We start from the raw sequence: 25301 nt of genomic DNA, 5'->3' as shown, positions 1-25301 counted from the left end.
AGCGGTGCTCTCGAGGCTCCCCCCTCCTCATTCGGTCACTTCGCGACCTCTCGCCGTCAGGAGAAGGCCGCGCCGCTCGCGTGCATCCTAGTCCTGGCCAAGTCTGGCCGTGACGAAGCGGTCCCTGCGGGTCAGATCCTGCCGCAGCCGTACGTCCCGCCAGCCGTTGTCCTCAGGGAACGTCAGGTAGACGGCCCTGCCCTGCTCGTCGGCGTGTTCGACGGAGACCCAGCCACCGGGGCGCAGCAGGCGGCGCGCGGTACGTTCGACGGCGCGTACCTCACCCAGACCGTCGTCCCCGGTGCCGTAGAGGGCCCGTGAGGGGTCGTAGTCGCGCACCTCGGGGTCACGCGGAATCGCGCCAGGAGGGATGTAGGGCGGGTTGGAGATGACCAGGTCGACCTTGCCGTTGAGCTCGGGCAGGGCTTCGGCCAGGTCGTCCGGATGCAGGTGGGTGCGGCCCTGGCCGTGTTCGGAGATGTTGCGCTTGGCCCAGCCGTACGCGCCGGGGTCGACCTCGACCGCGTGCACCTCGGAGAGCGCGACCTCCTGGGCGATCGACAGCGCGATCGCGCCCGAGCCGGTGCCGAGGTCGACGACCAGGGGCGCGGCGACGTCCATCGCGCGCAGCGTCTCGATGGCCCAGCCCGCCATGACCTCGGTCTCGGGCCGGGGTACGAACACGCCGGGCCCGACCGCGAGCTCCAGGTAGCGGAAATAGGCGTGGCCGGTGATGTGCTGCAGCGGCTCGCGGGCCTCGCGCCTGGCGACGCCCTCCCAGAAGAGCGCGTCGAAGTCGGCGTCCTTGACCGTGTGCAGCTCGCTCCTGCGCACGGCGTGGACGAAGGCCGCGATCTCCTCCGCGTCCGTACGCGGTGAGGGCACACCTGCCTCGGCCAGCCGTGCGGTGGCGAGGGCGATTTCGTCCAGCAGAAATGTCATGAGTGTTGTGCGAGCTTCTCCGCCATTTCGGCGTCGATGAGGGCCTGGGTGACGGCGGTGAGCTCGCCGTCGAGAACTTGGTCGAGGTTATACGCCTTGAAGCCGACTCGGTGGTCGGAGATGCGGTTTTCCGGGAAGTTGTACGTGCGAACCCGCTCGGAACGGTCGACCGTCCGCACCTGCGACTTGCGTTCGGCCTGCGCGGCGGCCTCGGCCTGCTCCTGGGCGATGGCCAGCAGCCGGGCGCGCAGGATGCGCAGCGCCGACTCCTTGTTCTGGAGCTGGCTCTTCTCGTTCTGGCAGGAGACCACGGTGCCCGTGGGCAGGTGGGTGATCCGGACCGCCGAGTCGGTGGTGTTGACGCTCTGGCCGCCGGGGCCGCTGGAGCGGTAGACGTCGATGCGCAGCTCGTTGGGGTCGATCTGGACCTCGACGTCCTCGGCCTCGGGGTAGATGAGCACGCCCGCGGCGCTGGTGTGGATGCGGCCCTGCGACTCGGTGACGGGCACCCGCTGCACACGGTGTACGCCGCCCTCGAACTTGAGCCTGGACCACACGCCCTCGTCGCCCTTGGCCTTGATCGCGACCGTGACGTCCTTGTAGCCGCCCAGGTCGGAGTGCTGGGTGTCGATGATCTCGGTCTTCCAGCCGAGCCGCTCCGCGTAACGCAGATACATCCGGAGCAGGTCGCCGGCGAACAGCGCGGACTCCTCGCCGCCCTCGCCCGCCTTGATCTCCATGATGATGTCTTTGTCATCGTTGGGGTCACGCGGGATGAGCAGGTGTTTGAGCCGCTCTTCGAGGCGCGGGATGCGCTCCTCGATCTCGGCCGCCTCCGCGGCGAAGCCCTCGTCCTCGCCCGCCAGCTCCTTGGCCGCGGCCAGGTCGTCGCGGGCCGACGCCAGCTCCCGGTAGGTGCCCACGATCGGGGTCAGCTGCCGGTAACGCCTGCCGAGAGTGCGGGCCTTGTTCTGGTCGGCGTGCACGGCGGGATCGGCGAGCTGCAGCTCCAGCTCGGAATACTCCTTGAGCAACTCGTCGAGATTCACCGTGCGTCCTTCGTCTGGGGTGTAACGGTCTCTTCACCAAGAACGCCGACCCGGCGCACGTGAGTGCGTCCGGGTCGGCGTCGGTGAAGCTAGTTGCCCGAGGACTTCTTGCCGAAGCGCTTCTCGAAGCGCGCGACCCGGCCGCCGGTGTCGAGGATCTTCTGCTTGCCCGTGTAGAACGGGTGGCAGGCCGAGCACACGTCGGCGTGGATGACGCCGTTCTTGGCGGTGCTGCGGGTGGTGAACGTGTTGCCGCAGGTGCAGGAGACCTGGGTCACGTTGTAGGCGGGGTGGATGTCGGGCTTCATTGCTGTCCTTTCGAGGTGCGGTCGCCGGGTCGCCAGAAGTCGCGATCAAACGCGGGCGGGAGCCGGAACCGCTGCGGGTCAGCTACCAGTGTGCCAGATGCTGTAACCGTCCCAGGCCACTGGGCATTCCCGGAACCTTATAGCGGACTCACTGCCGTCACATTAGGCTCCCGCGCACAAACCATTACTTTTATCCCATAAGGACTGCGATCAGATGAAGAAGGGGCTGCGGTCGCTACTCGCGACCGCTACGGGGGCCGCGCTTCTCCTCGGATGCGTGAACCTCTCGGCCGCGCAAGCGGCCAGTGCTGGAAGCGACTTCAACGGGGCGGCCACGTCGGACGCGTTCATCCCGGTCGACCGGGACATCGAAGTCAGCGTCACTCTCAGGCTGAAGGACCCGGCGACCGTCACGGCGGCCGTCACTGGCAGCATCACTCCGCCCGGCAAGTCGGGACGGGACGTGGACTTCGACTTCCGGCCGTCTCCGGCGAGCAAGGCCACGGAGACGACGATCACCGGCAGGTTCGGCATCGGCAAGGACGACCCCGCCGGCGACTGGAAGCTGAACGTCAGTGTCCCGCGTGCCTCGGGCACCGGAAACAACGCCTTCGTCCTCAATGTCTCCGGCAAGCAGGGCATCACCAGCGGCGGCGTCACGCCCAACCCGGTGCGCCTGGTCAAGGGCAAGGACGTCAAGGTCTCGGTGAAGGCTTCGGTGACCGATGCGGAGTCGGTCTCCGCCAAGCTCATCAGCGAGGAGTCCAACGAGTCCTACGACCTGGGCGACCTGGAGCGCGGCTCCGACGGCTATTACCGCGGCAGCACGTTCTTCAGCGACGACACGCCTCCCGGCGACTGGACGCTGGAGGTGTACGCCAACCGCGGCGGCCAGTCGCTCAAGGGCGTCAGCTCCTTCACCGTCGTCGCCCCGGTGGGCGGCGCCTCGAAGAAGGCCAAGGTCAGGATCACGATCAAGGCCCCGGCCCAGGTACGGAAGGGTGCTTCCGTCACGGTCTCCGGCAAGGTCTATCGCGGCTCCAAGGGGTATCCGAAGAAGAAGCTGGAGGTCTACTTCAAGACCAAGGGCACCAAGACGTACAAGCTCCTGCGCTTCGTGAAGACGAACTCGACCGGCAAGTACGCCAGGTCCTTCACCATGAAGAAGGACGGCTACTTCCGCGTCAAGGCGCCCGGCACGAGCAGGACCCGCAGCGCGCTGTCGCCGCAGGAGTTCGTGGACGTCAGGTAGTCAACGGCCCAGATAGGTGAGTACGGCGAGCACTCGCCGATGGTCCTCGGGCGCCGGCCCGAGGGCCAGCTTGGCGAAGATCCCGGAGATGTGCTTCTCCACAGCCCCTTCGGTGACGACCAGCCGGGCGGCGATGGCCGTGTTGGAGCGACCCTCGGCCATCAGCGCCAGCACCTCGCGCTCGCGCCGGGAGAGCGTGTCGAGCGGGGCGCCACGCCGCTGCCTGCTGAGGAGCTGCATCACCACCTCGGGGTCGATGACCGTGCCGCCCGCCGCCACCTGCCGCACGGCCTCCAGGAACTCGGCCACGTCGGCCACCCGCTCCTTAAGCAGATAGCCGACGGCCGGGCCGATGAGCTCGCCCGCGTAGCGTTCCTCGACGTATTGCGACAGCACCAGGATCGGGAAGTCCGGGCTGGCCGCCCGCACCTTCAGCGCGGCGCGCAGCCCCTCGTCGGTGTGGCTCGGCGGCATCCGGACGTCGACGATCGCCAGGTCGGGCGCATGCTCCTTGACCGCGGTGATCAGGGACGGCCCATCGGAGACCGCCGCGACGGTCTCGATGCCTCCGTCGGCGAGCAGCCGGGCCAGCCCCTCACGGAGCAGTACGGAATCCTCGGCGATGACCACGCGCATGTGCAATGCCTACCACTCACAGGGCAACTCCGCGCGCACGAGGGTGGGACCGCCTACGGGGCTGTGCAGGATGAGCACCCCGTCAATGGTGGCCGCCCGGTCGGCTAACCCCGCCAGGCCGCCGCCCGCGCTGACCAGGGCGCCGCCGATGCCGTTGTCCCAGACGTCGACGATCACCTGCCGGTTTTCCTTGGTCACCCGTACGGACGCCTCAGTGGCGGCCGAGTGTTTGGCCATGTTGGCCAGGGCCTCGGCCACGATGAAGTAGGCGATGCTCTCCACGGCCGGGGGCGGCCGCTCGTCGGCCGTGCCGAGCTCGACCGCCACGTCCACGTGCACCGGCGCCCGCGCGGCCAGCCCGGACAGCGCCGCGTCGAGCCCCCGATCGCTCAGGATGGCCGGATGGATGCCCCTGGCCAGGTCGCGTAGCTCGGCGATCGCGGCCTTCGTGCCACTGTGCGCCTGGGCGATCAGCAGCCTGGCCTCTTCGGGGGCGTGGTCGAGCTTGGCCTGCGCCCGTCCGAGGTCCACCGCGACGGACAGCAGCCGCTGCTGAGCGCCATCGTGCAGGTCGCGTTCGATCCTGCGGCGCTCCGCCTCGGCCGCGTCGATGCCCCTGGCCCTGCTGGCCCGCAGCCGCTCCTCCTCGCTCCCGCTGAGCAGCACCACGGCCAGCGTGCCGTGCAGCCAGGCCATCCCGCGTACGGCATAGGCGGTCACGGCCAGCATGCAGAAGCCCAGGATCGTGCCGAGCACCGCCCCCGGCCAGCTGTCGAGGGCCAGGGTGTCGTTGAACCGCAGCACCTCACCCTGCGCGTGCCAGAAGGGCGCGGTGATCAGCGTGAGGGTCCCCACCCATGACAGGGCGGACACCACGAACTCCACCAGGCTCAGCGGGAACAGCAGTAACAGATAGCCGAGGTCCTTCCAGGTGGCCGGATCCTTGAACAACCACCCCACATGAGCGCCGATCCCCCGCTCGGGCCGAGCGCGGTAGGGATCGGCGATCCGTACGCCCAGCGCGGCCCACAGCACCCGGCGCTCCAGCATCGCCGCTCCGCGCCACGTGAACATGGTCAGCAGCACCAGCGGGATGCCCACCCACAGGACCACCAGTATGAGGGAGAACGGCACCGCCACAGCCAGCACGGCGAACCAGCCGACCCCGAAGGCCAGACTGACCAGCATGTAGGGCACGGCCCGCCACGTGGCCGGATCCACCACAACGCCAATGGGCCCCCGGGGCCCCAACGGCACGCGCTCCCTCAATGGCACAGCAACCATGCCATCAAGGGTGCCCGGTCAACGGGCCGCTGAGAATGTGGCGGACTTCCGTCCTCAGGTGGGGTTATCCCCAGTGGCCGCTCTCACCGCCTCGTCACAGCCCCATGGGGTCAGCGGTTGTGCCCCTTGCAGTGGCTCCCCGGGCGGTCCGTCATACGACCGCCTCGATCCCTGTGACGGTCCGTGGGTGGCTGGGGTCCTTTGCAGGGATATCCCCTCCGGGGTGAGGAAGAAGACGGTTCGTTGTGGCTGGGGTCCTTACCGAGGAAAACCCCTCAGGGGGGAGAAAACGAAGACGACCCGTCGTGGCCGAGGCCCTACCGAGGGACGCCCCCTCCGACCGAGCGGACCAAGACGGCCCGTCGTAGCAGGCCGTCCCTGGTGGAAGCAGCCGCCTTGTCCCTCGAGGCCCCAGACCCCGTGTGGGGCCCGTGATGCATGCCGTACCAAAGAGAGAAGGCCGTACAAAGAGAAAGGGGCGGCAGAGAAGAACTCTGCCGCCCCTTCACCAGCGTCAGTCGCGGTCGTTGCTCACCGTGGTCTTCTGGACCTGCAGGAGGAACTCGGCGTTGGACTTGGTCTCCTTCATCTTCTCCAGGAGCAGTTCCAGCGCCTGCTGCATGTCGAGCGCGTGGAGCACCCGGCGCAGCTTCCAGACGATCTGGAGCTCGTCCTTGGCCATGAGGATCTCTTCCTTACGGGTGCTGGACGCGTCGACGTCCACCGCGGGGAAGATGCGCTTGTCGGCCAGGGAGCGGCTGAGCTTGAGCTCCATGTTGCCGGTGCCCTTGAACTCCTCGAAGATGACCTCGTCCATCTTGGACCCGGTCTCGACCAGGGCCGTGGCGAGGATCGTCAGCGAGCCGCCGTTCTCGATGTTGCGGGCGGCGCCGAAGAAGCGCTTGGGCGGGTAGAGCGCGGTGGAGTCGACACCACCCGACAGGATGCGCCCGCTCGCGGGAGCCGCGAGGTTGTAGGCGCGCCCGAGGCGGGTGATCGAGTCGAGCAGCACGACCACGTCGTGGCCCAGCTCCACCAGGCGCTTGGCCCGCTCGATGGCGAGCTCGGCGACCGTGGTGTGGTCCTCGGCGGGACGGTCGAAGGTCGAGTGGATGACCTCGCCCTTGACCGACCGCTGCATGTCGGTGACCTCTTCAGGCCGCTCGTCCACCAGCACGACCATCAGGTGGCACTCGGTGTTGTTACGGGTGATCGCGTTGGCGATCGCCTGGAGGACCATCGTCTTACCGGCCTTGGGCGGCGAGACGATGAGGCCGCGCTGGCCCTTGCCGATCGGCGAGACGAGGTCGATGATCCGCGTGGTGAGGATGTTCGGCTCGGTCTCGAGGCGCAGGCGGTCCTGCGGGTAGAGCGGCGTGAGCTTGTTGAAGTCGGGCCGGTTGCGGGCCTGCTCCGGGTCCATGCCGTTGACGGTGTCGAGGCGGACCAGGGCGTTGAACTTCTCGCGGCGCTCGCCGTCGCGCGGCTGCCGGACGGCGCCGGTGATGACGTCGCCCTTGCGCAGGCCGTTGCGGCGGATCTGGGCGAGCGAGACGTAGACGTCGTTGCTGCCGGGCAGGTAGCCGCTCGTCCTGACGAACGCGTAGTTGTCGAGGATGTCGAGGATGCCGGCGATCGGGATGAGTACGTCGTCGTCGCCGATCACGGGCTCGTTGCTCTCGAAGCGGTCACGGCCACGGCCGCGGTTGCGCTCCCTGAACCGGCCCCGCCTGCCACGACCGCCGCGGTCGTCGTCGTCGCCACCGCGCGGATCGTTGCGCGAGTCGCCCCGCTGATCGTTGCGGGAGTCGCTCCGCTGGTCACCGCGCTGGTCGTTGCCGCCACGCGGGTCGCCGCCGCGGCCGCCGTCGGCGACGCGCTCACGCTGCTCCACGCGACCGCCGTCACGGCCACCATCACGACCGCTGTCACGGTTGTCACGACCGTCGCGGCTGTCGCGAACATCACGACTGTCGCGGCTGTCGCGAACATCACGGCCGTCGCGGCTGTCGCGACCGTCACGAACATCGCGGCCGCCCTCACCGCGGTCGTTGCCGGAACGGTCGCTGCCGCCACGGTCACCACGCTCACGGCGCTCGCCTCTGGTGCGCCGCTCACGGCGGCTCTCACCACGGTCGCCACGCGGGTCGAGCTGGGTGTCGGCGGGCTGTGCCTGCTCCACGACCGGCTCGGCCGGGGCGGCGGCGGCCACGGGCTCGGGGGCCGCGGCCACCGGCTCGGGAGCCTGCGCGACGGGCTCTTCAACGGTCTTGGGGCGGGAACGTTCCCGGCGTGCCCTGGTGGGCCGCTCCGCGGCGGGCGCCGCGTCGGCGGCGGCCGGGGCCTCGGCTACGGCAGCGGGCGCGCCTTCTCCGGTGCCGCCACCCTGCTTCTCCTGGATGGCCGCGATCAGCTGGCTCTTCCGCATGCGCCCGGTGCCGCTGATGCCCAGCTCAGCGGCCATTTTCTGCAGCTCGGGCAGCACCTTGGCGGACAGGCCGGTGCCGGAGCGACGCGCGCGCGGCTTGGCCGCGGCGCGGGTGGGGGTGTCGCCGGACGCGGGCTGCGCAGGTGAGCCTGGTGCGTCGGAGAGGAGTTCGGTGGTGTCGCTCAACTAAAGGTCCTTCCCAGGGGTCGGGCGCCGGTTTTGTTCTGCCGGGCGTCCCGGAGGTGCTTGCGATCCGGCGGGACAGACCGGGTCGGGGTGCACGTTGCGATCTTCGGCCGCCGCTGGGGACGACCGCCACTCTTGGGGAGGGGCACGTCCAAGCGGCCACAGGACAGTGACGCGTGGATGACACCCCTCAGATTGCTGTCGCCAGCCAGATGTCGAGGTGATTCGAACGCGCAGACCCCCGTCGTCGCCGCCTCACGTTGGGCCAACCGGGTGTGGGCCAACCGGAGGCAACGGATTCCGGGGAGACAGCCGCGCTGCACACGCCTCGCGACGTGCAGCATTATGCAGCGATGTGTGGCTGACAAGCACGCACCCAACAAGGGGGCATCTGGTGCGGCTATCAGCCTAACATCACCAGCGCACACGGCTATTCCCTGAAGGTCTAAAGAGGCATCAGCGTGTCTCGGGGAACTGAACGTTCGCACCAACTGGGTCGACGTCCATAAGCTGGATGTGCCAGTCATTACCCACTTCTGGCGCGATCAAATCCTGCGAATCCGATGTCGAAAACGCAAGGACTGTGGGACCTGCTCCCGAAACGACCGCAGGCACGCCCACTGCACGGAGACGTTCTACCAGATCCGCACTGGCCCGCATCGCAGGCGCACGGTATTTCTGGTGAAGTCGGTCTTCGGTGGCGGCGAGCAGCAGCCCGCGCTCCGGCCGGTGAGTCAGCGCCGCGATCAGCAGCGCAGCCCTGCCGGCGTTGAAAGAGGCGTCCTTGTGGGGCACGTCCTTCGGCAACAACCCCCGTGCGGTCTCCGTGGCCAGACGCGTCGCCGGAACGAACACGACAGGCCGGATGCGCACATCCGGGAGCAGTTTCACCATACGCGGTGATCCGGAGTGGTCGGTCCACGCAATCGTCAAGCCTCCGGCCAGGCATGGCGCGACATTGTCCGGATGCCCTTCCATCTCGGTGGCCAGGGCGAACACCTCGTCGTCGTAAAGGCCGTATCCGTCGGGGAATCCGGCCGCGCGCGGCCCCCCATCGCCGGTTTCCGCACCCGTATATTCGCCGGGCCGGGCCAGCGCCCTGGCGGCCAGGATGCCCGCGCAGATCGCGGCCGAGGACGAGCCCAGGCCGCGGGCGTGCGGGATGCGGTTGAGGCAGTGCAGCCGGATGCCCTCGGGCTGGGCGGCCCCCATGCGGTCGAACGTCCTGCGCATGGCCTTGACGACCAGGTGTCCTTCGCCGAGGTCGAGCTCGCCTTCGCCCTGTCCTTCGACGGTGACGTGGACGCCCCGCTCGCCGGTCAGCGTGGCCCGGACCTCGTCGTACAGGCCCAAGGCCAGGCCCAGGGTGTCGAAGCCGGGGCCCAGGTTCGCCGACGTGGCAGGCACACGGATGTCAACGGTGCTCATTCGCCTGATCTTTCCCCCGCCGCCTTCAGCGGCGACGGGTCTGTTTTCCGTACGGCAAAGCATCCGTGCGGCAAAGCTTCCCGTACGGCAACGCTTCCGTATGGCAACGCTTCCGTATGACAAACCATCCGTACGGCAAGCAGAGCGCAGGCCACGGCATGCGCCCGCACGCTGTACGAGTCCCGGCGCTCCTAGCCCAGGTTGAGGGCGGCCGCGGCGGCGTGGACGTCGATGGGGATGGTGACCGGAGCCGGCGCGCCGGCGATCGCCCAGTCAGGGTCCTTGAGGCCGTTGCCCGTGACCGTGCAGACGATGCGCTGCCCGGGCTCGATGAGCCCGCGCGCGTGCGCCTGAAGGAGACCGGCGACGCTGGCCGCCGAGGCGAGCTCGACGAAGACGCCCTCCTCCTGGGCCAGCAGTTTGTACGCGGCCGCGATCTGCCGGTCCGTGACCGACTCGATGGCGCCACCGGACTCGTCGCGCGCCGCCGTGGCGAGTTGCCAGGAGGCGGGGTTGCCGATGCGGATGGCCGTGGCGATCGTGTGCGGATGGGCGACGGGCCCGCCGTTGACGATGGGGGCCGCGCCGCTGGCCTGGAAGCCGAACATGCGCGGCGCCTTGGTGGCGATCCCGTCGGCGGCGTATTCGCGGTAGCCCATCCAGTAGGCCGAGATGTTGCCCGCGTTGCCCACCGGGATGCAGTGGATGTCGGGCGCGTCGCCGAGCGTGTCGACGATCTCGAAGGCGGCCGTCTTCTGGCCCTGCAGCCGGAACGGGTTGACCGAGTTGACCAGCGCGATCGGGTAGCTGGACGACAGCTTGCGGGTCATCTCCAGGCAGTCGTCGAACGAGCCCTCGACCTGGAGCAGCGTGGCCCCGTGGACGAGCGCCTGGGCCAGCTTGCCCATCGCGATCTTGCCACGTGGCACCAGCACGGCGCAGGTGAGCCCGGCGCGTACGGCGTAGGCGGCGGCCGAGGCCGAGGTGTTGCCGGTGGAGGCGCAGATGACCGCCTTGGCCCCCTCTTCGACGGCCTTGCTGATGGCCATCGTCATGCCACGGTCCTTGAAACTGCCCGTCGGGTTGGCGCCCTCCACCTTGAGGTAGACGTCACACCCGGTCAGCGCGGAGACGCGGTGCGCGGGCACCAGCGGCGTGCCGCCCTCCAGCAGCGTGACGACGGGCGTCTTCGTGGTGACCGGAAGGCGCTCTCGGTACTCCTCGATGAGGCCACGCCACGACCTGCTCATACTGACTCCCTACCTGCGGTCTTGGGCACCGAGTGTACGGGGTCCCGGCGGTGTTCACGGAGTCGAGTCCCGGGCCGCCGAGCCTTGGCCGCAACAACCCATATTTCAGGAAATTCTCAGCATCTCCCGGTAAGGTCCCCGGCAGGGGGGTCACCACCATGAACGCGCGTCCTGCCATGACGCAGAACGACTATTCTCCGCTGTCGCCGCCAGAGCTCGGCACCTGGTCACCGGCCTTGTCCGTGAGCGTGGTGATACCCGCGCACGGCGGGCCCCATCTGGAGCTGACGCTGGCCGCGCTGGCCGCTCAGACGTACCCGGACCACCTCATGGAGGTCCTGGTCGTGGACGACGGCAGCGAGCCGCCGATCCGGCTGCCGGAGATCCGCCCGGTCAACACCCGGATCGTCCCGGTGAAGACCGGCTGGGGCATCTCGAACGCCGTCAACACCGGCGCCAAGGCCGCCGACGGCGAGATCATCCAGCGCCTCGACGCCGACATGGTGGCCTGCCGCGAGCACATCGAGGCCCTGGCCCGCTGGCACCACGTGACCGACTATCTGGTCACGATCGGGATGAAGCGCTTCATCGAGGTGCCGGCGATCACCGCCGAGCAGGTCTTCCGGGCGGGACACCTGGGAGACGTGTTCGACCTGGCATCGGGCGTGTCGAGCTCCACCGAGGCGACGATCGCCAAGACCGACGGGCTCCGCAAGAGCCGCAATCCCTACCACGTGTGCACGGGACCGACCTTCGCCCTTCCCCGTGAGGTCTTCCACGCCGTGGGCGGTCTCGACCCGAACGTCGTACGCGGTGAGGACACCGAGTTCGCCTATCGGCTGGCGATGCACGGCGTCGTGTTCATCCCGGACATGGAAGCGCAGGCCGTACATCTCGGGCTGCCCGCTCAGCACCGTGACAGGGATCGCGCTGTCCGGGCCGTCGAGCCGTACCTGGCGCACCGGATCCCGCTCCGCCGCGACCTGCGCAAGGACCAGGGCCGCCGCTGGCTCGTGCCGTACGTGGAGATCGTCCTGGATGTCACGGACACCTCGGAAGCGGTGGTCCGGCAGGCGGTGGCGGCGGCGCTCGACGGCAAGCTTCAGGACGTCGTGGTGACGCTGGTGGGACCGTGGGCGCGACTGCACGATGGGCGGCGGGCCGTGCTCAGCGACCCGCTCTTCGAGATGCGGCTGATGCGCGACCTGTTCGCCCACGACGACCGGATCCGGCTGATCGACGAGGCGGCCCCGACACCGGCGCCCGCGCCGTTCCGCTACCGGGGCCCGATCGACGTGCCGCTGCACAAGGCGACGCTGGAGCGGATGATCGAGACGGTGCAGAAGGACCTGACGGGCGTGCTCGTCGTGGACCTGCCCGACGGCCGCGCGGCCCGCCTCGAACGCACCTCCGCCCTGGGCCGCGCCCTGCTGCTCGCCGCGCCGGGCGACGATCTCGACGAGATCATCCAGACCACGCACGGCGTACGGCACGAGGACCCGGACCGCTACTGGCCCCCCGCCCCGCAGCCGAAACCCGCAGCCGAGAAGACCACGGCTCAGAAGGTGGCGCCCCAGCAGCCCGCCGCGCCGCTACCGCCGATCGTCACGGTTCCCGCCGCCGAGGAACGGACCCTCCTGGGCCGCCTCAAGTCCGCGCTCCGGCCCAGCTGAAAACGCAGGCTAGCCCCGCAGCCTCTTACCCAGGGCGCGCTTGACCGTGGTGGCCAGCAGGACGCGCATGCTCTGCTGGGCCCGGTTGGCGGCGGCCAGCTGACGGCGCAGCGTGCTGACGTCGCGCCGCAGCTCCACCGCGCTCTTGCGCCAGCGCCCCGCCTCGTCGCGCCACTTGGTCACCTGCGCGCGCAGCCGTTCGGCCTCCTTGGTCAGCCGCGCCACGTCGGCCTCCGCCTTGAGCCTGGCCCGGTAGGCGCTGCGGCGGCCGAGCAGTTCCGCCGCCTCCTCGGCGAACCCGTACGTCTCGCCCTCTACCCACGCGACGCCCGCCACGTCGTCCACCGCGTCGTCGAGCTCCTCGCCGGGGCGTACGACGATCCGCGCACGGGCGAAGGAGGAGGCGCGCTCCAGCCGGGCGGCCACGACGCCGTCCTTGGACTCGTGGAGCAGCACGTTCACCAGCCCCAGCCCTTCGCCGCGGGCCAGGTCGAGCAGCCTGGCCAGGCTGTCCTCCCCCGGCACCCAGCCGGCGGGCAGCCGCAGCACGTACGGCACGCCCGGGTCGACCTCGCCGGAGACCGCGAGCCGTACCCGGCCCTCGTGCAGGTAGTGGCCGTGGACCAGCACCAGGTCGAGGTCGGGGTCCTTCAGCGGGGCCCGGCGCTCGCGCCCGAGGGAGTCCCAGGGCCCGACCACGACGATGGACAGGTCCAGCATGGTGCCCGCGAGCAGGGCGTCGACCGTGGCGCGGACCTGCTCGTAGCCGGCGGTGCCGTCGACGACGATCGCGATGTACGGGACCTTCCACTGGCGGGAGGGGTGCGAGCGGAGCCACCGGTAGGCGGGGATGCGGTCGGCGACGAACGCGTAGCTCACCCGGTCGATGGGCCGCTGGTCGCGCATGCGCATGGTCGGCCCGAGATGGTAGGCGCGGGCCCTGGGCTCCGGTACGAACACCGCCCCTGCCTGGTAGAGCCGGTAGCCCATCTCCGTGTCCTGGCCGAGGATCAGCTCGTCGTCCATCGTCCCGGCGGCGGCGACCAGCCGGGCGTTGACCGACGTCGCGCCGCCGACGTGCAGGCTGAAGGGGCGCTGGGTGTTGTCGGTGAGGCCGTTCGTCCGCTCGATGAGGTCGACGATCCAGGCGTGCGGCTCGGCCGGCTCGAAGGCCTTCTCCAGGTCATCGGGCAGCTCGGCGGGAAGCGGTGCGTCGGTGAACCTGATGTAGCTGGTCACGGCCAGATAGGGCGCGGCGTGGTGCCAGCGCATGTGCGCCTCGATCGAGCCGGGAGTGAGCACGACGTCGGAGTCGAGCCAGTGGATCACGTCGCCGGTGGCCTCGGCGAGCCCGGCATTGCGCGCGGCGGCCCGGCCCGGGTCGTGGCAGACGATCAGCCGGGTGCCTTCGGGGCGTTCGGCCGGCAGCCGCAGGGGCGGGGAGCTGCCGTTGTCGACGACGATGACCTCGATCAGCCCGGCGGGGTAGGTCTGCCGGGCGAGCCCGGCCAGCGCCAGGTCGAGCTTGTCCTGGCCGCCGTACGCGGGCACGACCACGCTGACCCGCAGCGTCGGCGTGTAGGTCTCCGGCGGTTCGAGCATCCGGTAGTCGTTGCCGCGAACCCTCGTGCCGCTTCCAGAAGCAGGCTCGGCCCTCATGCCACTTCCAGAAGCAGGCTCGGCCCTCATGCCGCTTCCAGGAGCAGGCTCGGGCGGAAGCCGCGCCACTGGTTCGTGGCGACCTTCAGGAAGTGGGCGAGCGGGAGTTGCCAGGTGTGCTGGTCGCTCAGCGTACGCCGGAGCATGTAGCCGAGGCCGTGGGTGCGGTAGATGCTGGCCCCGGCCGCCTGGGCGGCCTTGAGGAAGTCTCTGTCCACCGCCCGCGGCTGGGCCGGAAATCCCCCCAGGTCCTGAAATATCGTTCTTGAGGCGAGAATCGTGCCACCTGCCACATGATCGCTGGAGACCTCGCTCGGATAAGCGGCGCCGCTGGCGAACGTGGTACGTCTGATCGTGGCGTGCAACGGCTCAAGGTAAAAGAATTCGGCCGTCGTGCCCACGATGTCGGCCCCCGAATAGGACGCCGCCATGATCAGGTCGGCGAGGTGGTCGGGGCCGTACCAGTCGTCGTCGTCCCACTTGGCCACGTAGTCGCCGGCCGCCAGGGCCGCGGCCTCGTTCAGCACCTCGCCGAAGGACGTCGTGGCCGGGGCCTCGACCCAACTCACGGGCAGGGGACAGCTCTCGACCGCCTGCCGTACCTGTTCGAAGGGGACGCCATGCAGGCCCAGCAGTACCTCGATGTCGGTGTCGCGCTGCCGGGCCATCTGCGCGAGCGCCCCGGCGACCAGCGCCGGGCGCCTGGTGGACATGACCACGCTGATCCGCGGCGTACGCGAGGGCGGCAGGCGGTGGGTCAGGCGGCGCAGCCTGACGCTGTGCTCTTCGCGGCGTAAGTCGGCCAGCGACCTGGGGCCGGTCCCGGTGTGAGCGAGCCAGTCGCGGTCCGTGAGCAGCGCCGCCAGCTCCGGGGGGATCCACGCGGGGGCGTCGTCGGCGGTCAGAGGCACGCCCGCCGCCGCCAGCCGGACCAGCCCGGCGAGCGGCACCTCGTGATCGGGCCACTCGATCTCCAGGCCGCGCAGCGGGCGCAGCGACGGCACGTCGGGCTCATGGCCGTCGACGGCCCATCCGGTGAAGGCCCCGGGCAGCTCGGCGGGGCGGCCCTCACTCCAATGCAGGCGGGCGAGCCCCTTCTCCGGGGTACGCGCGAAGCCGCAGGGGGTGACGGACATGGTGCTCCTCGACCGACGGGACTCAGTCGGCGCCTACCTTACGCCGGTCTGACACCATCTGAGATGTTGAGTTCACCTTAGGGGTTGATGCCGGCGTGGACGGCGATCTGAGCTGAACTAGCAGGATCCTCCCAGTTTTTGTCCAGGAAGCTATGGCACGGTAGTGGCGAATGTTTATTAAGGTGTCAATATCCCATTGCCACCAGATACGTCATGACTACGAAAGGTATGCGCGGATGTTCTCGCCCCGCCGACTGGCAGCGACCGCCGCAATCCTCGGAGTTCTGGCCGTCGCCGTGCTCGTGCTGCTCGTCCTCACCGATCTGCTCACGCTCGGCGCCGCCGCCGCCTCGGGGGCGTTCGCCGTCACGCTGGCCGGGCTCGCCGTGCTCGTGCTGACCGTACGACGCCTCGACGGCAAGGCCCAGCGCATCGACCTGCGAGCCAAGAAGCACGAGGCCGAACTGGCCAAGACCGCCACCGCGCTCAAGCGCATCGAGGGGCGGCTGGACCGTCTGACCGAGGCCATCGAGCAGTCGGCGACGCGGCGCGAGGAGGACCTCGGCGCGATCCTGGCCTCGCTGGGTGAGGACCGGGTCAACGCCATGACGCGGGCGCGAGAGGTGGAGGAGCTGCGCGAGGAGGTCCGCGCGCTGGCCAAGGACCCGGTATGACGCGGATCAGGCACAACGACTGGGGCACGCTGGATCCGCCGGCCATCGGCGCCTGGCAGCCCGCGCTGACCGTCTCCGTGGTGATCCCCGCCTACAACTGCGCCCCGGCACTCGCCCGGACCGTGGCCGCGCTGGCGGAGCAGACCTATCCGGCCCGATTGGTCGAGGTCGTCGTCGCCGACGACGGCAGCGAGCCGCCCATCGACCTGCCCGGCGTCCGGGTCGTCCGGGTGAACGAGGGCTGGGGGCGCGGCACGGCCAGGGAGACCGGCCGGCTCGCCGCCACCGGCGACGTGATCCACTGGCTCGACGCGGACATGGTCCTGGCTCCGGACCACCTGGAAGCGCACATGCGCTGGCACCACCTCATCGACCACGTCGTCGTGATCGGCGACACCCGGTTCGTGGCGGCGTTGGGCGAGGAGGGCACCCAGACCGAGTACACCCGCGCGACCCTCGAGTCCACCAGGATGCTCAAGGACGCGGGTTCGAGCGCGTACCTGCTGCACACCGGCGCCTCCTCCTCCGTCCGCGCCGACCTGCTGCGCGACGCGGGCGGCGTCGACCGGACCCTGAACATGGCCGAGGACACCGAGCTGGGCTACCGGCTGGCGCAGGCCGGGGCGGTGTTCATCCCCGACGAGCAGGCACGCGCCTGGCATGTCGGGCAGTCCACTGTGATGCGCCGCGAGAAGGACGTACACCGGCACAACTGGTCGTTCCTCGCCGATCTGATCCCCGATCTGCGCTGGCTGCGCGGCCATCCACGACGCCGCTGGCTCGTGCCGTACGTCCAGGTCGTCGTGGCGGCGTCCGGCTACGAGGAGACGCGCGCCGGCGTGGACTCCGCGCTCGCGGGCACGATCACCGACACGGCCGTGGCGATCGTCGGCCCCTGGGACAAACTGACGGACGAGCGCCGCGACAGCCTCGACGACCCGCTGCTCGACCTGCGCCTCATCCACAACCTCTACCGGAACGAGCCGCGCGTCACGTTCGTGACGGCCGCCCCAGACTCGGCCGCCCCCGCCCCCTTCCTGCTCACGCTCCCGTCCGGCTGGGTGCTGGGCGCCGACACGCTGTCCCGGCTGGTACGCCTGGCGGAACAGGACACGCTGGGCCTCGTCTGCGCCGCGCTCGCCGAGGCCGAGACCGGCGTCGTGACCGCCAGGCTGGAGCGCACCGCGGCCTTCTCCCGCGCGGCCCTGTTCCACGGGGGGACCGACGACCTGGTGGACGAGATGTTCGGGTCGGTCTGGGTGAGCGGGGCCGAGTACGGCTTCGCCACGGAGGACCAGGCCGAGCCGCTGGCCGGAGACGCCGCCAAGTGGCGGGCGCTGGCCGGCAAGCGGCAGAACGAGGTGAAGGAGCTGCGCGCCGAGATCGACCGGCTGGCGGCCGAGGTGGACCGGCTGTCGGCCGATCCCACCCCCGACACCGCCGCCACCGGACCGCTGACCTCGTTCATCAGGCACCTGCGGAGCGCCGGATGATCCGCGAGCTGCTGGCCGAGATGCCCAAGGCGCGCATCTTCCTGGCCGGGGTCGAGCACGACGTCACCGCCGTGGACCTGGACCGGGACCTGCTGGAGCCGTCGGCGGACACGGAACGGGTGCACGAGGTGCTCGTGCTCGCCCGTACCCCCGCCGACCTGCGCCGGGCCGCCACGCTGCACAAGCTGCTGCCGGAGGCCCGGCGGGTGGTCGTGGCCGTACTCGACACACCCGCCTCCCATCCGGCCCCCGTGCCCACCCCGACGCCCGCGCACCGCTGGCGCTCGCTCACGGATCTGCGGGTCTACCAGCCGAAGGACCGGGTCTGGGTGGTGGACGCGCGGTTCTCGGCGCCCACGCCCGCCGGCCGTACGGTGACGGCGACCGCTCGGGCGTTCGCCGGGCACCGGCTCGACGTCATCACGGCGCCCGCGGCGGCGATCGCGGGCGTCGGCGCGGCCGCCTGGCGTCCCGGGGATCCGAACGCGACGCCCGCCGAGGTGACCGGGCCGGTTCCGGAACGGGTCGGCGCCCCGGGCAGCGACGTCGTGCTCCGCACAGTCGACGCTTCCGAAACACTCGCCACACTCGCGGCTGCCGGAACAGCTTCTGGAATGGCTTCCGGATCAGCGTCCGGATCCGAGGTGGGCGCGGACGACACGGCCGTGGCCGGCTGGTCCGGGTCGCAGACGCCGATCGAGCGGCCGACCGCACGGTCCGCAAGCTGGGAGCGGCTCGGCCGTCCCGGCGGCGCCGGGCTGTCCCTGGCCGACCCCGACGTGCTCGGTCAGCCGTCCATGATCCCGCCGGTCGACGAGCGGCTGGTGAACCCGCAGGGCTTCGTCACCACCCCGTCCCGCGGCCTGGCCTCCCTGGTGGAGCGCGACGGCCGCTGGTCGGTCGTGCTCGACGGGAAGATGGTGACGGCGTTCGCCGAGTCGGGCGGCGTCACGGACGCCGACGTGGGCAGGCTCAGGCAGCTGCGCGGCGTGGAGATCGACTGGCACCACGCCCACAGCGGCCCTCTCGCCGCCGTCCGGGTGCTCACGGGCCTGGCGGCGGCCGGCGTGCCGCTGATCGCGGACACGGTGCCGCGCTGGGCGGGCGCACTCGGCGACGAGCTCGCCCGGCTGCTGATGTCCGATCCCGACCTCTCCGACGAGCTCCGCCGCGAGGAGCACAGCATCCGGCTCCGCCGCGAGGCGCTGCGCACCCACGGCGTCGCGGCCCGCTGGGAGCAGCTCGGCGCCCCCGCCCCCGCTCCCCCGCTGACCTCGGTACTGCTCGCCACCCGGCGCACCGACATGGTCGGGTTCGCGCTCGACCAGGTCGCCCGGCAACGCGACGCCCAGCTCGAAGTGATCCTCGCCCTGCACGGCGTGCCCCAGGGCCATCCGGACGTGGCCGCGGCCATCGCCGGCTTCGACGGCCCGCTGACCGTCCTGGAGGCCGACCACCAGGCGGTGTTCGGCCAGGTGCTCAACGACGCGGCGGCGCGGGCCTCGGGCTCGTTCCTGCTGAAGATGGACGACGACGACTGGTACGGCCCCGACTTCCTGGCCGACCTGCTGCTCGCGCACTCCTACTCGGGGGCGCAGGTGGTGGGCACCGTGCCGGAATTCGTCTACCTGTCGTCGATCGACGTCACCGTGCACCGTAAGCAGATCACCGAGCAGATCACCAGCTTCGTCGCGGGTGGCACGATCCTGGTGGAGCGCTCGGCGTTCCAGGCGGTGGGCGGTTTCCGGCCGCTGCGCCGCTCGGTCGACACCCAGTTCCAGGAGGCGCTGCAGGCGGCCGGCGGGCAGATCTACCGTACGCACGGACTCGGCTACATCCTGCGCCGCGGCCCCGCGGCCAACCACACCTGGCAGGAGCCGATCGGCACGTTCCTGCAGCGCAACAGGAACCAGTGGCGTGGCTTCCACCCCAGCCTTCTCATGGAACTACCGTGACTCCTCGTATCCGCGGCAACGACTACGGGGTGCTCACCCCGCCCCTCCTCGGCCAGTGGACACCCGAGCTGACCGTCACCGTCGTCATCCCGGCTCACGATCGCCAGGAGACCCTCGACCTCACCCTGGCCGCGCTGTCGGCGCAGAGCTATCCGGCCGAGCTCATGGACGTCATCGTCGTGGACGATGGCAGCGCGGTGCCGGTGCGCCTGCCCGATCTCGTCCCGGCGCGTACCCGCCTCATCACCAGCCCGCCCGGCGGCTGGGGCCGGGCCTGGGCCGTCCAGACCGGCGTCGACGCCGCCACCGGCGAGATCGTCTTCGTGCTGGACGCCGACATGGTGCCCCATCGCCACCACGTCGAGGCCCAGCTCCGCTGGCACCACCTGGCCCCGTACCTGGTCGTGCTGGGCTGGATCGACTTCACCGCCGGCGACGTGCTGCCCACCCCCGGCGAGGTGCGCCAGGCGCTGGAGGACGGGCACGAGGACAAGCTGTTCCCCCTCTCCCCGCACCGCCACGACTGGGCCGAGAAGATCATTCTCGACCACGACGGCCTGCGTACCGCCCCGAGCTCCCTGGCCACCCGCATCCACGTCGGCGCCACCGTCTCCTACCCCGCCGCGCTGCTGCGCTCGATCGGCGGCCTGGACACCTCCCTGGTGCTGGCGGAGGACACGGAGCTCGGCTACCGGCTCACGCAGGCGGGTGCCGTGTACGTACCGGACCCGGACTCGCGCGTGTGGCACATCGGGCTGCCGACGGCCATGCGTGATTTCCTGTCGTTGAAGCGGTACAACGACCCTTACGTGGCGGACCGCGTACCGTACCGGCGCTATCTGCGCACGGACCCGGGCCGGCAGTGGCTCGTCCCGTACGTGGACGCGGTCGTCCCCGCGGCGGGCTACGAGGACGTCCGCGCGACGGTCGACGCCCTGCTGGCCGGCTCGCTGCCGGACGTCGCGATCACCATCACCGGCCCCTGGTCCGCGCTGGGCGACGGCCGCCGCTCCCCGCTCCGCGACCCCGACCTGGACCTCCGCCTCATCCACGCCACCTTCGAACACGACCCCCGGGTACGGCTGTCCGACACCGCGGATCCTTCCGGCGTCGTGTCACCGTTCCGCCTCCTCATGCCACCCGGCTGGGTCGCGGCTCGCGACACCCTTGAACGCCTGGTCGGCCACCTGGAAGAGCACGACGGCGGCGCCCTGTGCGTCGCCCTCGACGAAACCGGCCAGGGCGTCACCGTGGCCAGACTCGAACGCACCGCCGCCCTCTCCCGCGCCGCCCTGGTGGCCCGCCCCGGCGAGCACCTGGACACGGTCCTGGACGAGGTCTTCGGCCTGGAATGGGTGGACGGCGACACCTGGGGCTTCACCCGCCGCCCCCCGATCTACCCACCCCGCCGCCGCCCCCTCCCCGACCTGGACCGCGTCACGGCCCAGTACGAGAAGGAACTCACCCGCCTGCGCAAGCGCACCACCCTCATGCAGGCCGAACTCGCCCAGCTCCGCAGGGAGGCGGGCAAGGGCCGCAGGGACGCGGAACGGTGGCGCGAGAAGGCCGAGTCGTGGCGCCGCGAGGCGGTCCGCCTGTCCCGCGCCCAGGACCGCACGGTACTCAAACGAGCCGTCAAGCGAGTCCGCAAGCTGGCCTTTCCCGACAGCTAACCCCAAACTGCATGGCCTTCGCCATGGGGCGCTTCGCGCCTCGGGAGCTCAGACTGTGTCCAGTGGGGGCGCGGCCCCCACGCCCCGCCTAACTGCATCGCCTTCGCCAATGGGGGGCGCTTCGCGCCGTTCGAGCTCAGACTGTGTCAATTGGGGCTGCGCCCCAAACCCCGTCGAGGGGCTGCCGCCCCTCGAGCTCCCCGCCCCCTGGGCCGGAGCGGATGGCCAGCGAAGTAACCGAAGTCCGAGGCCTGACAAGCTACGTTGGGGAGCACATGCGAGTTGTCGACGATGAAAGGAGCGGCCATGAGCGTGGTCCTGCTGCCAGGCGACATCTTGCGCGTTCCCACCGTCGACACACTGCCCAACGGGGCCAAAGTGCACGGCACTCGCGATCTGCAGCCGGGCTACGAAGTGTGGCTGCCGTGGGCGGAACCCGAAGGGGCGCAGTGGGGAGAAGGCGCTGACGACGCAGCGATTCTCGCGCGTTGGCGTGACGCGGCCAGCGCCTAACCCTCCAGAGGCATGATGGCGGAGAACACCGCCCCGTTTCCATGATTTTTTACCGTCTCTTCAGCAGTTCCTGCTGGTCAACGGCTGGCAGCGGGACAACTCGAGAAATCATGGACATCCGACCCAGTGCAACCCACCTCCAGAGACACTCTCCTTGCCGAGGCCGTCCGTCAACGGAGACGGTTAGCACTAGGACAGGATCTATGGCCGACATGACACCGGAAGAGCCGCGGGAGCGGCGCGGCTTCTGGCGGACGATCGTCGCTTTGATCGATCACCGCGACAAGAAGCACAGCAGGGAGTGTCAGCTCAAGAGAGACGAGCAGCGTGATCGCGCGCTTGCCGATCACTTTGGACAGCTGCCGCCTGACGTTGTTGAGTACGTCAATGAGGAGGTCGACGGCAACCGCAGGATCGTTTTTCGCAAGGAGCAGGCCTTCGGGATCCCCGCTATGCCGAAAGTGATCATCGTTCAGCCGGGCGAGCTGGTCACCGAGGTCGTCCGGGATGAGCCGGACTCGGACGCGGGTGAGATCCGCTCATGAGTTCTGGAGATCATGAGGTTGAGGTGTTCATTCGTGAACACGGTGTCAAGGCGATCGCCTACCTGGTCGCCCGTGGGGGTCCACAGGATATGGCTGAAGCTGCTGCTTACCAGGCGTTCCAGATCTTGCATCGACGTCTGGAGCGGGGACTGCCGGTCGAGAACCCTCCCGCCTACATGCGCAAAATTGCCTTCAATCTTCTCAAGAGGGCATATAAGAGGCAGTTCGGCAGGGAATTGCCGGACTCGGACTACGTCGAGAACGTGCAGGAGACGGACAACAGCGAGATCGAACAGATCGCATCCCGCCTGGATCTCCAGCGACTGGTTGGCCGGCTTCCGGCTCGGCAACGGCAGGTCATCGAGACCCGCTATCTGAAGGACTACAGCGTGATCGAAACCGCAGCTCTGCTGGAGATCTCGTCGAGGGCCGTGCAGGACAACACCCGGCTCGCCCTAAAAAATCTTCGTAAATACGCTGAAGAAGAGACCGTTCGGGAGGAGGAGACTCGATGAGCCACCACCATGAGGAGCCGCACGATCTGGACTGCCAACTGCAGAGCAAGATCGAACGGCAGGTTGCGGGATTTCGGGCCGCCCTCGACAAGATGCACGCCGATCCCGCAGAGACCGAGCGCATCGACGCGCTCATCAACGACATGGACGCCGAGGACGACATGACAGCCCTAGGCCTGCCTTCTCGCGATCACGCGTGGCGCCAGGAACTGGTTGTTCCTGAGAACACTCTCGAGATCAAAGCAGTCGGCAACTCGCTCCCCGACGATGGGGAGCTGCCCGAGGGTCGACGGGCTCGCTTCGATAGGGCCGAACGATCTCTACACAACAGGTCCATGAGCGAGTACACCGTCTCAATGGATGAGGCTGCTGAGCCATCTGAGATCACCATGTTCGGGGCCAACGCCCGCGTGAGCATCTACATCTCCAGTGAAGAGGACGATCTTCGCCTTCCCCGCATCACGATGCACGGCAGTGACTCCCGAGCCGACTTCTACATTGGCCCTGATGCAGTTCAGCCCCATCAGCCGCATCCTGAACAAACGACCCGTGATGACGACATTCATCCAGCCCCAGGGCCGCGGAGAAGTACCCCGAGGAAGCTGTTGCCAGAAGGGGTTGTGACACCGCTGCTAGTGGGCTTTCTTGCCGCACTTGGTGCTTTTATCACATGGTTGCAGGGCGGCTTGAACGAGCCGATCGCCGTGGTCTTCTCGACAGCGCCGACAGCCTACGTGCTGCTGCGCGCCTTCGCGCTGTTGCACGCTACCTGGCGGTCTTCAGACTCAAAGGCAAGCAGAAGCGCCCTAAGCGCGATGCATCTACTTCTCGATCGGAAACCACCGGATTACGCAGAAGAAGGGGTTTCTATAGTTGGAAAACCATCGAACCTGCTAACAGAGACAGCTCGAACTTCTGACGTCGAGCGGAAGTAACTGAAGGGGCCGAACTCAGTGGAGATCGGCCCCTTTAGCATGCCTTCTGTCTCCGCAAGGAGGCTCTTGACCCCTCGTCCGCCCATCGCAGCATGCTGCGCTTGACATGGTGCAGAGAAGCTTTGGAAGCTCACGAGGCGTGCCGCTAGATGCTCTTGTGCGGGGTAGTTTCTCCGCTTGATCGCCTCTCACCACGCCTAATACTCCAGCCGTAGATCGTGATCTTCATTTCTTGTGGCTGCTTTGTCGCTTGTAGTGGCTGATGCGTGCGCGGGCTTGATGGCGGCGTCGCCAGTGGGACCAGTGCAGGACAAACGCCGTGCTGCGCACCGATGCGCTGGTCAGGCGGTTGAGCAGGCGTCGGACTTCGGCCAAGGTCATCGGTGCCAGGTCGGGCTCGGCATGCTGGTCGGCGCGTTCATGGGCGGTCACGGCGGCCAGGAAGGTGGGGGCGAGCAGGACCAGCGTGGTCCATCGATACCAGGAGGTCCAGGTACGGACCTGGTGCTCATCCAGGCCGGTCAGGCCCTTGCTGGTTTGGAAGCACTCCTCGATGCGCCAACGGGTGCGGGCCACCTTGACCAGGACCGGCAACGGCACCGGGCCGGGCGCGTAGCAGCGGTAGAAGGCCAGTTCGCCGGTGCGACGGTGGCGGCGGATCAATAACCAGCGCCGCCCAGGTTGTGCGGAGGTGATGGTGATCAGTGCCCAGTCGTAGAAGCGGTGGCCCTTGGCGCCCTCGCCGGACGACAGACGCTGCCAGGCCGTCTTGGGCAGCCGCTTGGCCAGCTCATCGACGCGCCGGGAGCCGGCCGCGGTGGTGATGCGGTGGCTGACCGCGACGGCCATCACGTAACTGACCTGCTCTGTTTCCAGGGCTGTGCGCAGTGGGGTGCTGTTGCCGTAGACCTCATCGCCGGTCACCCAGCCGGTGATGCCCGCACCGATCGCCCGCCGGATCATCTGCGCGGCCAGCTCGGGCTTGCTCGCAAAGCGCCGATGGGAGGGCACCTTCGCCCGCTCGCGCCGGGCCAGGTCCGCGGCCCAGCCCTCGGGCAGGTACAGCTCCCGGTCGATCAGTGCGTGCCCGGCCGCGGTGGCGTACGTCAAGAACACGCCGACCTGGCTGTTTTCGATCCGCCCCGCAGTACCGGTGTATTGACGTTGCACACCAGCTGTTGCGCTGCCCTTCTTCAGATCACCGGTCTCGTCGATGACGAGCACGACGTCGGCCTGGCCGAGCTGCTCCACGACGAAGTCGCGTACGTCATCGCGCACCTGATCGGCATCCCATTTCGCCCGTGACAGCAGGGGCTTCATCCCGTCCGGGGTCAGGTCTCCGGCATGTTCGGCCAGGGTCCAGCAGTTCTTCCGCGGCAGTTCGGCCAGCAGCCCGGCCACGAACGCGGCCACCCGCCGCCGCGGCTCAACCCGAGCGAACCTGTCGGCAACCAACGAGATCGTTGATCCACCACTGGATGGGACACCACCAGCGTCTGCGTCGACCTGCGCACGCTCACCGAGTTCGGTCCGTTCGGCTACCACTACGCATCGATGACCAGCGTTGACAACGTTTGAGACTCTTGGGGCGTCTGCTCACCAGGAGGGGTTTTGTGGAAGTTCCGAGCGGCCTGGAGGACCTGCAGCTGGATTTCCTCCCCATCGAGCCCTGCGCGATGAGGAGCGACTGCGCAACCTCAGCCTGCTCCAACAGATCCTCAACTCATACTCAACAACCCCGCCTCTAGTCTCAACCGGAGACACCAG

Annotated in this window: 21 protein-coding genes; 10 read left to right on the top strand and 11 right to left on the bottom strand. The window is 69.1% G+C overall.

The annotated features are described in order from the left end of the window. Nucleotides 1-87 precede the first annotated feature (87 nt). From prmC to rpmE, 3 genes are all read right to left on the bottom strand, one after another. On the bottom strand, nt 88-942 hold the full coding sequence (prmC, locus tag AB0C30_RS12660; RefSeq protein ID WP_357942650.1) for a peptide chain release factor N(5)-glutamine methyltransferase: 855 nt from the start codon (nt 940-942) through the stop codon (nt 88-90). Beyond that, nucleotides 939-1991, bottom strand: coding sequence for a peptide chain release factor 1 (prfA, locus tag AB0C30_RS12655; protein ID WP_357942648.1), 1053 nt, complete (start codon nt 1989-1991; stop codon nt 939-941). Before prfA ends, prmC begins: the two co-directional genes overlap by 4 nt. An 89-nt stretch (nt 1992-2080) precedes the next feature. Next, nucleotides 2081-2299 (bottom strand): 50S ribosomal protein L31, encoded by a 219-nt coding sequence (gene rpmE, locus AB0C30_RS12650; RefSeq protein ID WP_225290356.1) that lies wholly within the window; start codon nt 2297-2299, stop codon nt 2081-2083. Between the two features lie 277 nt (nt 2300-2576). On the opposite strand from rpmE, the gene AB0C30_RS12645 reads away from it, so the two are divergent. Next, entirely contained in the window at nt 2577-3551 is a 975-nt protein-coding gene (locus AB0C30_RS12645; protein WP_357942646.1) for a hypothetical protein, read from the top strand. On the opposite strand, the gene AB0C30_RS12640 is transcribed toward AB0C30_RS12645, so the two are convergent. The 5 genes from AB0C30_RS12640 to thrC form a co-directional block, all read right to left on the bottom strand. Further along, on the bottom strand, nt 3552-4187 hold the full coding sequence (locus AB0C30_RS12640; protein ID WP_357942644.1) for a response regulator transcription factor: 636 nt from the start codon (nt 4185-4187) through the stop codon (nt 3552-3554). Between the two features lie 9 nt (nt 4188-4196). Then, nucleotides 4197-5408 (bottom strand): sensor domain-containing protein, encoded by a 1212-nt coding sequence (locus AB0C30_RS12635; RefSeq protein ID WP_357942642.1) that lies wholly within the window; start codon nt 5406-5408, stop codon nt 4197-4199. A 577-nt stretch (nt 5409-5985) separates the two neighbouring features. Then, a complete protein-coding gene (rho, locus tag AB0C30_RS12630) occupies nt 5986-8085 on the bottom strand; it encodes a transcription termination factor Rho (protein ID WP_357942640.1) in 2100 nt (699 codons plus the stop codon). Between the two features lie 456 nt (nt 8086-8541). Beyond that, nucleotides 8542-9513, bottom strand: a complete 972-nt coding sequence (locus AB0C30_RS12625; protein ID WP_357942637.1) for a homoserine kinase — start codon at nt 9511-9513, stop codon at nt 8542-8544. Between the two features lie 191 nt (nt 9514-9704). Beyond that, complete coding sequence (thrC, locus tag AB0C30_RS12620; RefSeq protein ID WP_357942635.1) at nt 9705-10763, bottom strand: threonine synthase; 1059 nt, start codon at nt 10761-10763, stop codon at nt 9705-9707. Nucleotides 10764-10921: 158 nt separating this feature from the next. Between thrC and AB0C30_RS12615 the strand changes: the two genes are divergently transcribed. Further along, nucleotides 10922-12436, top strand: coding sequence for a glycosyltransferase (locus AB0C30_RS12615; protein ID WP_357942633.1), 1515 nt, complete (start codon nt 10922-10924; stop codon nt 12434-12436). A 9-nt stretch (nt 12437-12445) separates the two neighbouring features. On the opposite strand, the gene AB0C30_RS12610 is transcribed toward AB0C30_RS12615, so the two are convergent. Further along, nucleotides 12446-14095: a glycosyltransferase gene (locus AB0C30_RS12610; protein ID WP_357942630.1), complete on the bottom strand. Its 1650-nt coding sequence runs from the start codon at nt 14093-14095 to the stop codon at nt 12446-12448. Nucleotides 14096-14121: 26 nt separating this feature from the next. Then, complete coding sequence (locus AB0C30_RS12605) at nt 14122-15231, bottom strand: glycosyltransferase family A protein (RefSeq protein WP_357942628.1); 1110 nt, start codon at nt 15229-15231, stop codon at nt 14122-14124. Between the two features lie 236 nt (nt 15232-15467). On the opposite strand from AB0C30_RS12605, the gene AB0C30_RS12600 reads away from it, so the two are divergent. The 8 genes from AB0C30_RS12600 (at nt 15468) to AB0C30_RS12565 (ending at nt 23534) form a co-directional block, all read left to right on the top strand. Beyond that, a complete protein-coding gene (locus AB0C30_RS12600) occupies nt 15468-15905 on the top strand; it encodes a hypothetical protein (protein WP_357942626.1) in 438 nt (145 codons plus the stop codon). Next, the gene (locus tag AB0C30_RS12595; protein ID WP_357942625.1) at nt 15902-17398 is read left to right on the top strand and encodes a glycosyltransferase; all 1497 of its coding nucleotides are present in this window, start codon (nt 15902-15904) and stop codon (nt 17396-17398) included. The genes AB0C30_RS12600 and AB0C30_RS12595 overlap by 4 nt, the downstream gene beginning before the upstream one ends. Continuing rightward, the gene (locus AB0C30_RS12590; protein ID WP_357942623.1) at nt 17395-19353 is read left to right on the top strand and encodes a glycosyltransferase; all 1959 of its coding nucleotides are present in this window, start codon (nt 17395-17397) and stop codon (nt 19351-19353) included. Before AB0C30_RS12595 ends, AB0C30_RS12590 begins: the two co-directional genes overlap by 4 nt. Beyond that, nucleotides 19350-21026 carry a glycosyltransferase gene (locus AB0C30_RS12585; protein ID WP_357942621.1) on the top strand — a complete coding sequence of 559 codons (1677 nt, stop codon included), beginning with the start codon at nt 19350-19352 and terminating at the stop codon, nt 21024-21026. Before AB0C30_RS12590 ends, AB0C30_RS12585 begins: the two co-directional genes overlap by 4 nt. Before the next feature lie 306 nt (nt 21027-21332). After that, a complete protein-coding gene (locus AB0C30_RS12580; protein ID WP_357942619.1) occupies nt 21333-21539 on the top strand; it encodes a hypothetical protein in 207 nt (68 codons plus the stop codon). Between the two features lie 203 nt (nt 21540-21742). Next, the gene (locus AB0C30_RS12575; protein WP_357942617.1) at nt 21743-22084 is read left to right on the top strand and encodes a hypothetical protein; all 342 of its coding nucleotides are present in this window, start codon (nt 21743-21745) and stop codon (nt 22082-22084) included. Further along, nucleotides 22081-22599 (top strand): sigma-70 family RNA polymerase sigma factor, encoded by a 519-nt coding sequence (locus AB0C30_RS12570; protein WP_357942615.1) that lies wholly within the window; start codon nt 22081-22083, stop codon nt 22597-22599. The genes AB0C30_RS12575 and AB0C30_RS12570 overlap by 4 nt, the downstream gene beginning before the upstream one ends. Then, entirely contained in the window at nt 22596-23534 is a 939-nt protein-coding gene (locus tag AB0C30_RS12565) for a hypothetical protein (RefSeq protein ID WP_357942613.1), read from the top strand. The genes AB0C30_RS12570 and AB0C30_RS12565 overlap by 4 nt, the downstream gene beginning before the upstream one ends. Nucleotides 23535-23759: 225 nt before the next feature. Here AB0C30_RS12565 and AB0C30_RS12560 read toward each other — a convergent pair whose 3' ends face one another. Next, a complete protein-coding gene (locus AB0C30_RS12560) occupies nt 23760-24995 on the bottom strand; it encodes an IS701 family transposase (RefSeq protein ID WP_357943106.1) in 1236 nt (411 codons plus the stop codon). Between the last annotated feature and the right edge of the window lie 306 nt (nt 24996-25301).

The organism is Nonomuraea sp. NPDC048901 (assembly GCF_040649695.1).
In the GTDB taxonomy this organism is placed as follows: Bacteria; Actinomycetota; Actinomycetes; order Streptosporangiales; family Streptosporangiaceae; genus Nonomuraea.
This window is presented reverse-complemented; position numbering and strand designations above follow the sequence as displayed.

What these genes read in the sequence shown, in the direction of transcription:
- AB0C30_RS12605 (WP_357942628.1), bottom strand. Translation starts at nt 15,231, where the DNA reads ATGTCCGTCACCCCCTGCGGCTTCGCGCGTACCCCGGAGAAGGGGCTC.
- AB0C30_RS12600 (WP_357942626.1), top strand. Translation starts at nt 15,468, where the DNA reads ATGTTCTCGCCCCGCCGACTGGCAGCGACCGCCGCAATCCTCGGAGTT.
- AB0C30_RS12625 (WP_357942637.1), bottom strand. Translation starts at nt 9,513, where the DNA reads ATGAGCACCGTTGACATCCGTGTGCCTGCCACGTCGGCGAACCTGGGC.
- prmC (WP_357942650.1), bottom strand. Translation starts at nt 942, where the DNA reads ATGACATTTCTGCTGGACGAAATCGCCCTCGCCACCGCACGGCTGGCC.
- AB0C30_RS12640 (WP_357942644.1), bottom strand. Translation starts at nt 4,187, where the DNA reads ATGCGCGTGGTCATCGCCGAGGATTCCGTACTGCTCCGTGAGGGGCTG.
- thrC (WP_357942635.1), bottom strand. Translation starts at nt 10,763, where the DNA reads ATGAGCAGGTCGTGGCGTGGCCTCATCGAGGAGTACCGAGAGCGCCTT.
- AB0C30_RS12565 (WP_357942613.1), top strand. Translation starts at nt 22,596, where the DNA reads ATGAGCCACCACCATGAGGAGCCGCACGATCTGGACTGCCAACTGCAG.
- AB0C30_RS12575 (WP_357942617.1), top strand. Translation starts at nt 21,743, where the DNA reads ATGGCCGACATGACACCGGAAGAGCCGCGGGAGCGGCGCGGCTTCTGG.
- AB0C30_RS12595 (WP_357942625.1), top strand. Translation starts at nt 15,902, where the DNA reads ATGACGCGGATCAGGCACAACGACTGGGGCACGCTGGATCCGCCGGCC.
- rpmE (WP_225290356.1), bottom strand. Translation starts at nt 2,299, where the DNA reads ATGAAGCCCGACATCCACCCCGCCTACAACGTGACCCAGGTCTCCTGC.
- AB0C30_RS12615 (WP_357942633.1), top strand. Translation starts at nt 10,922, where the DNA reads ATGAACGCGCGTCCTGCCATGACGCAGAACGACTATTCTCCGCTGTCG.
- AB0C30_RS12590 (WP_357942623.1), top strand. Translation starts at nt 17,395, where the DNA reads ATGATCCGCGAGCTGCTGGCCGAGATGCCCAAGGCGCGCATCTTCCTG.
- AB0C30_RS12570 (WP_357942615.1), top strand. Translation starts at nt 22,081, where the DNA reads ATGAGTTCTGGAGATCATGAGGTTGAGGTGTTCATTCGTGAACACGGT.
- AB0C30_RS12580 (WP_357942619.1), top strand. Translation starts at nt 21,333, where the DNA reads ATGAGCGTGGTCCTGCTGCCAGGCGACATCTTGCGCGTTCCCACCGTC.
- AB0C30_RS12610 (WP_357942630.1), bottom strand. Translation starts at nt 14,095, where the DNA reads ATGAGGGCCGAGCCTGCTTCTGGAAGCGGCACGAGGGTTCGCGGCAAC.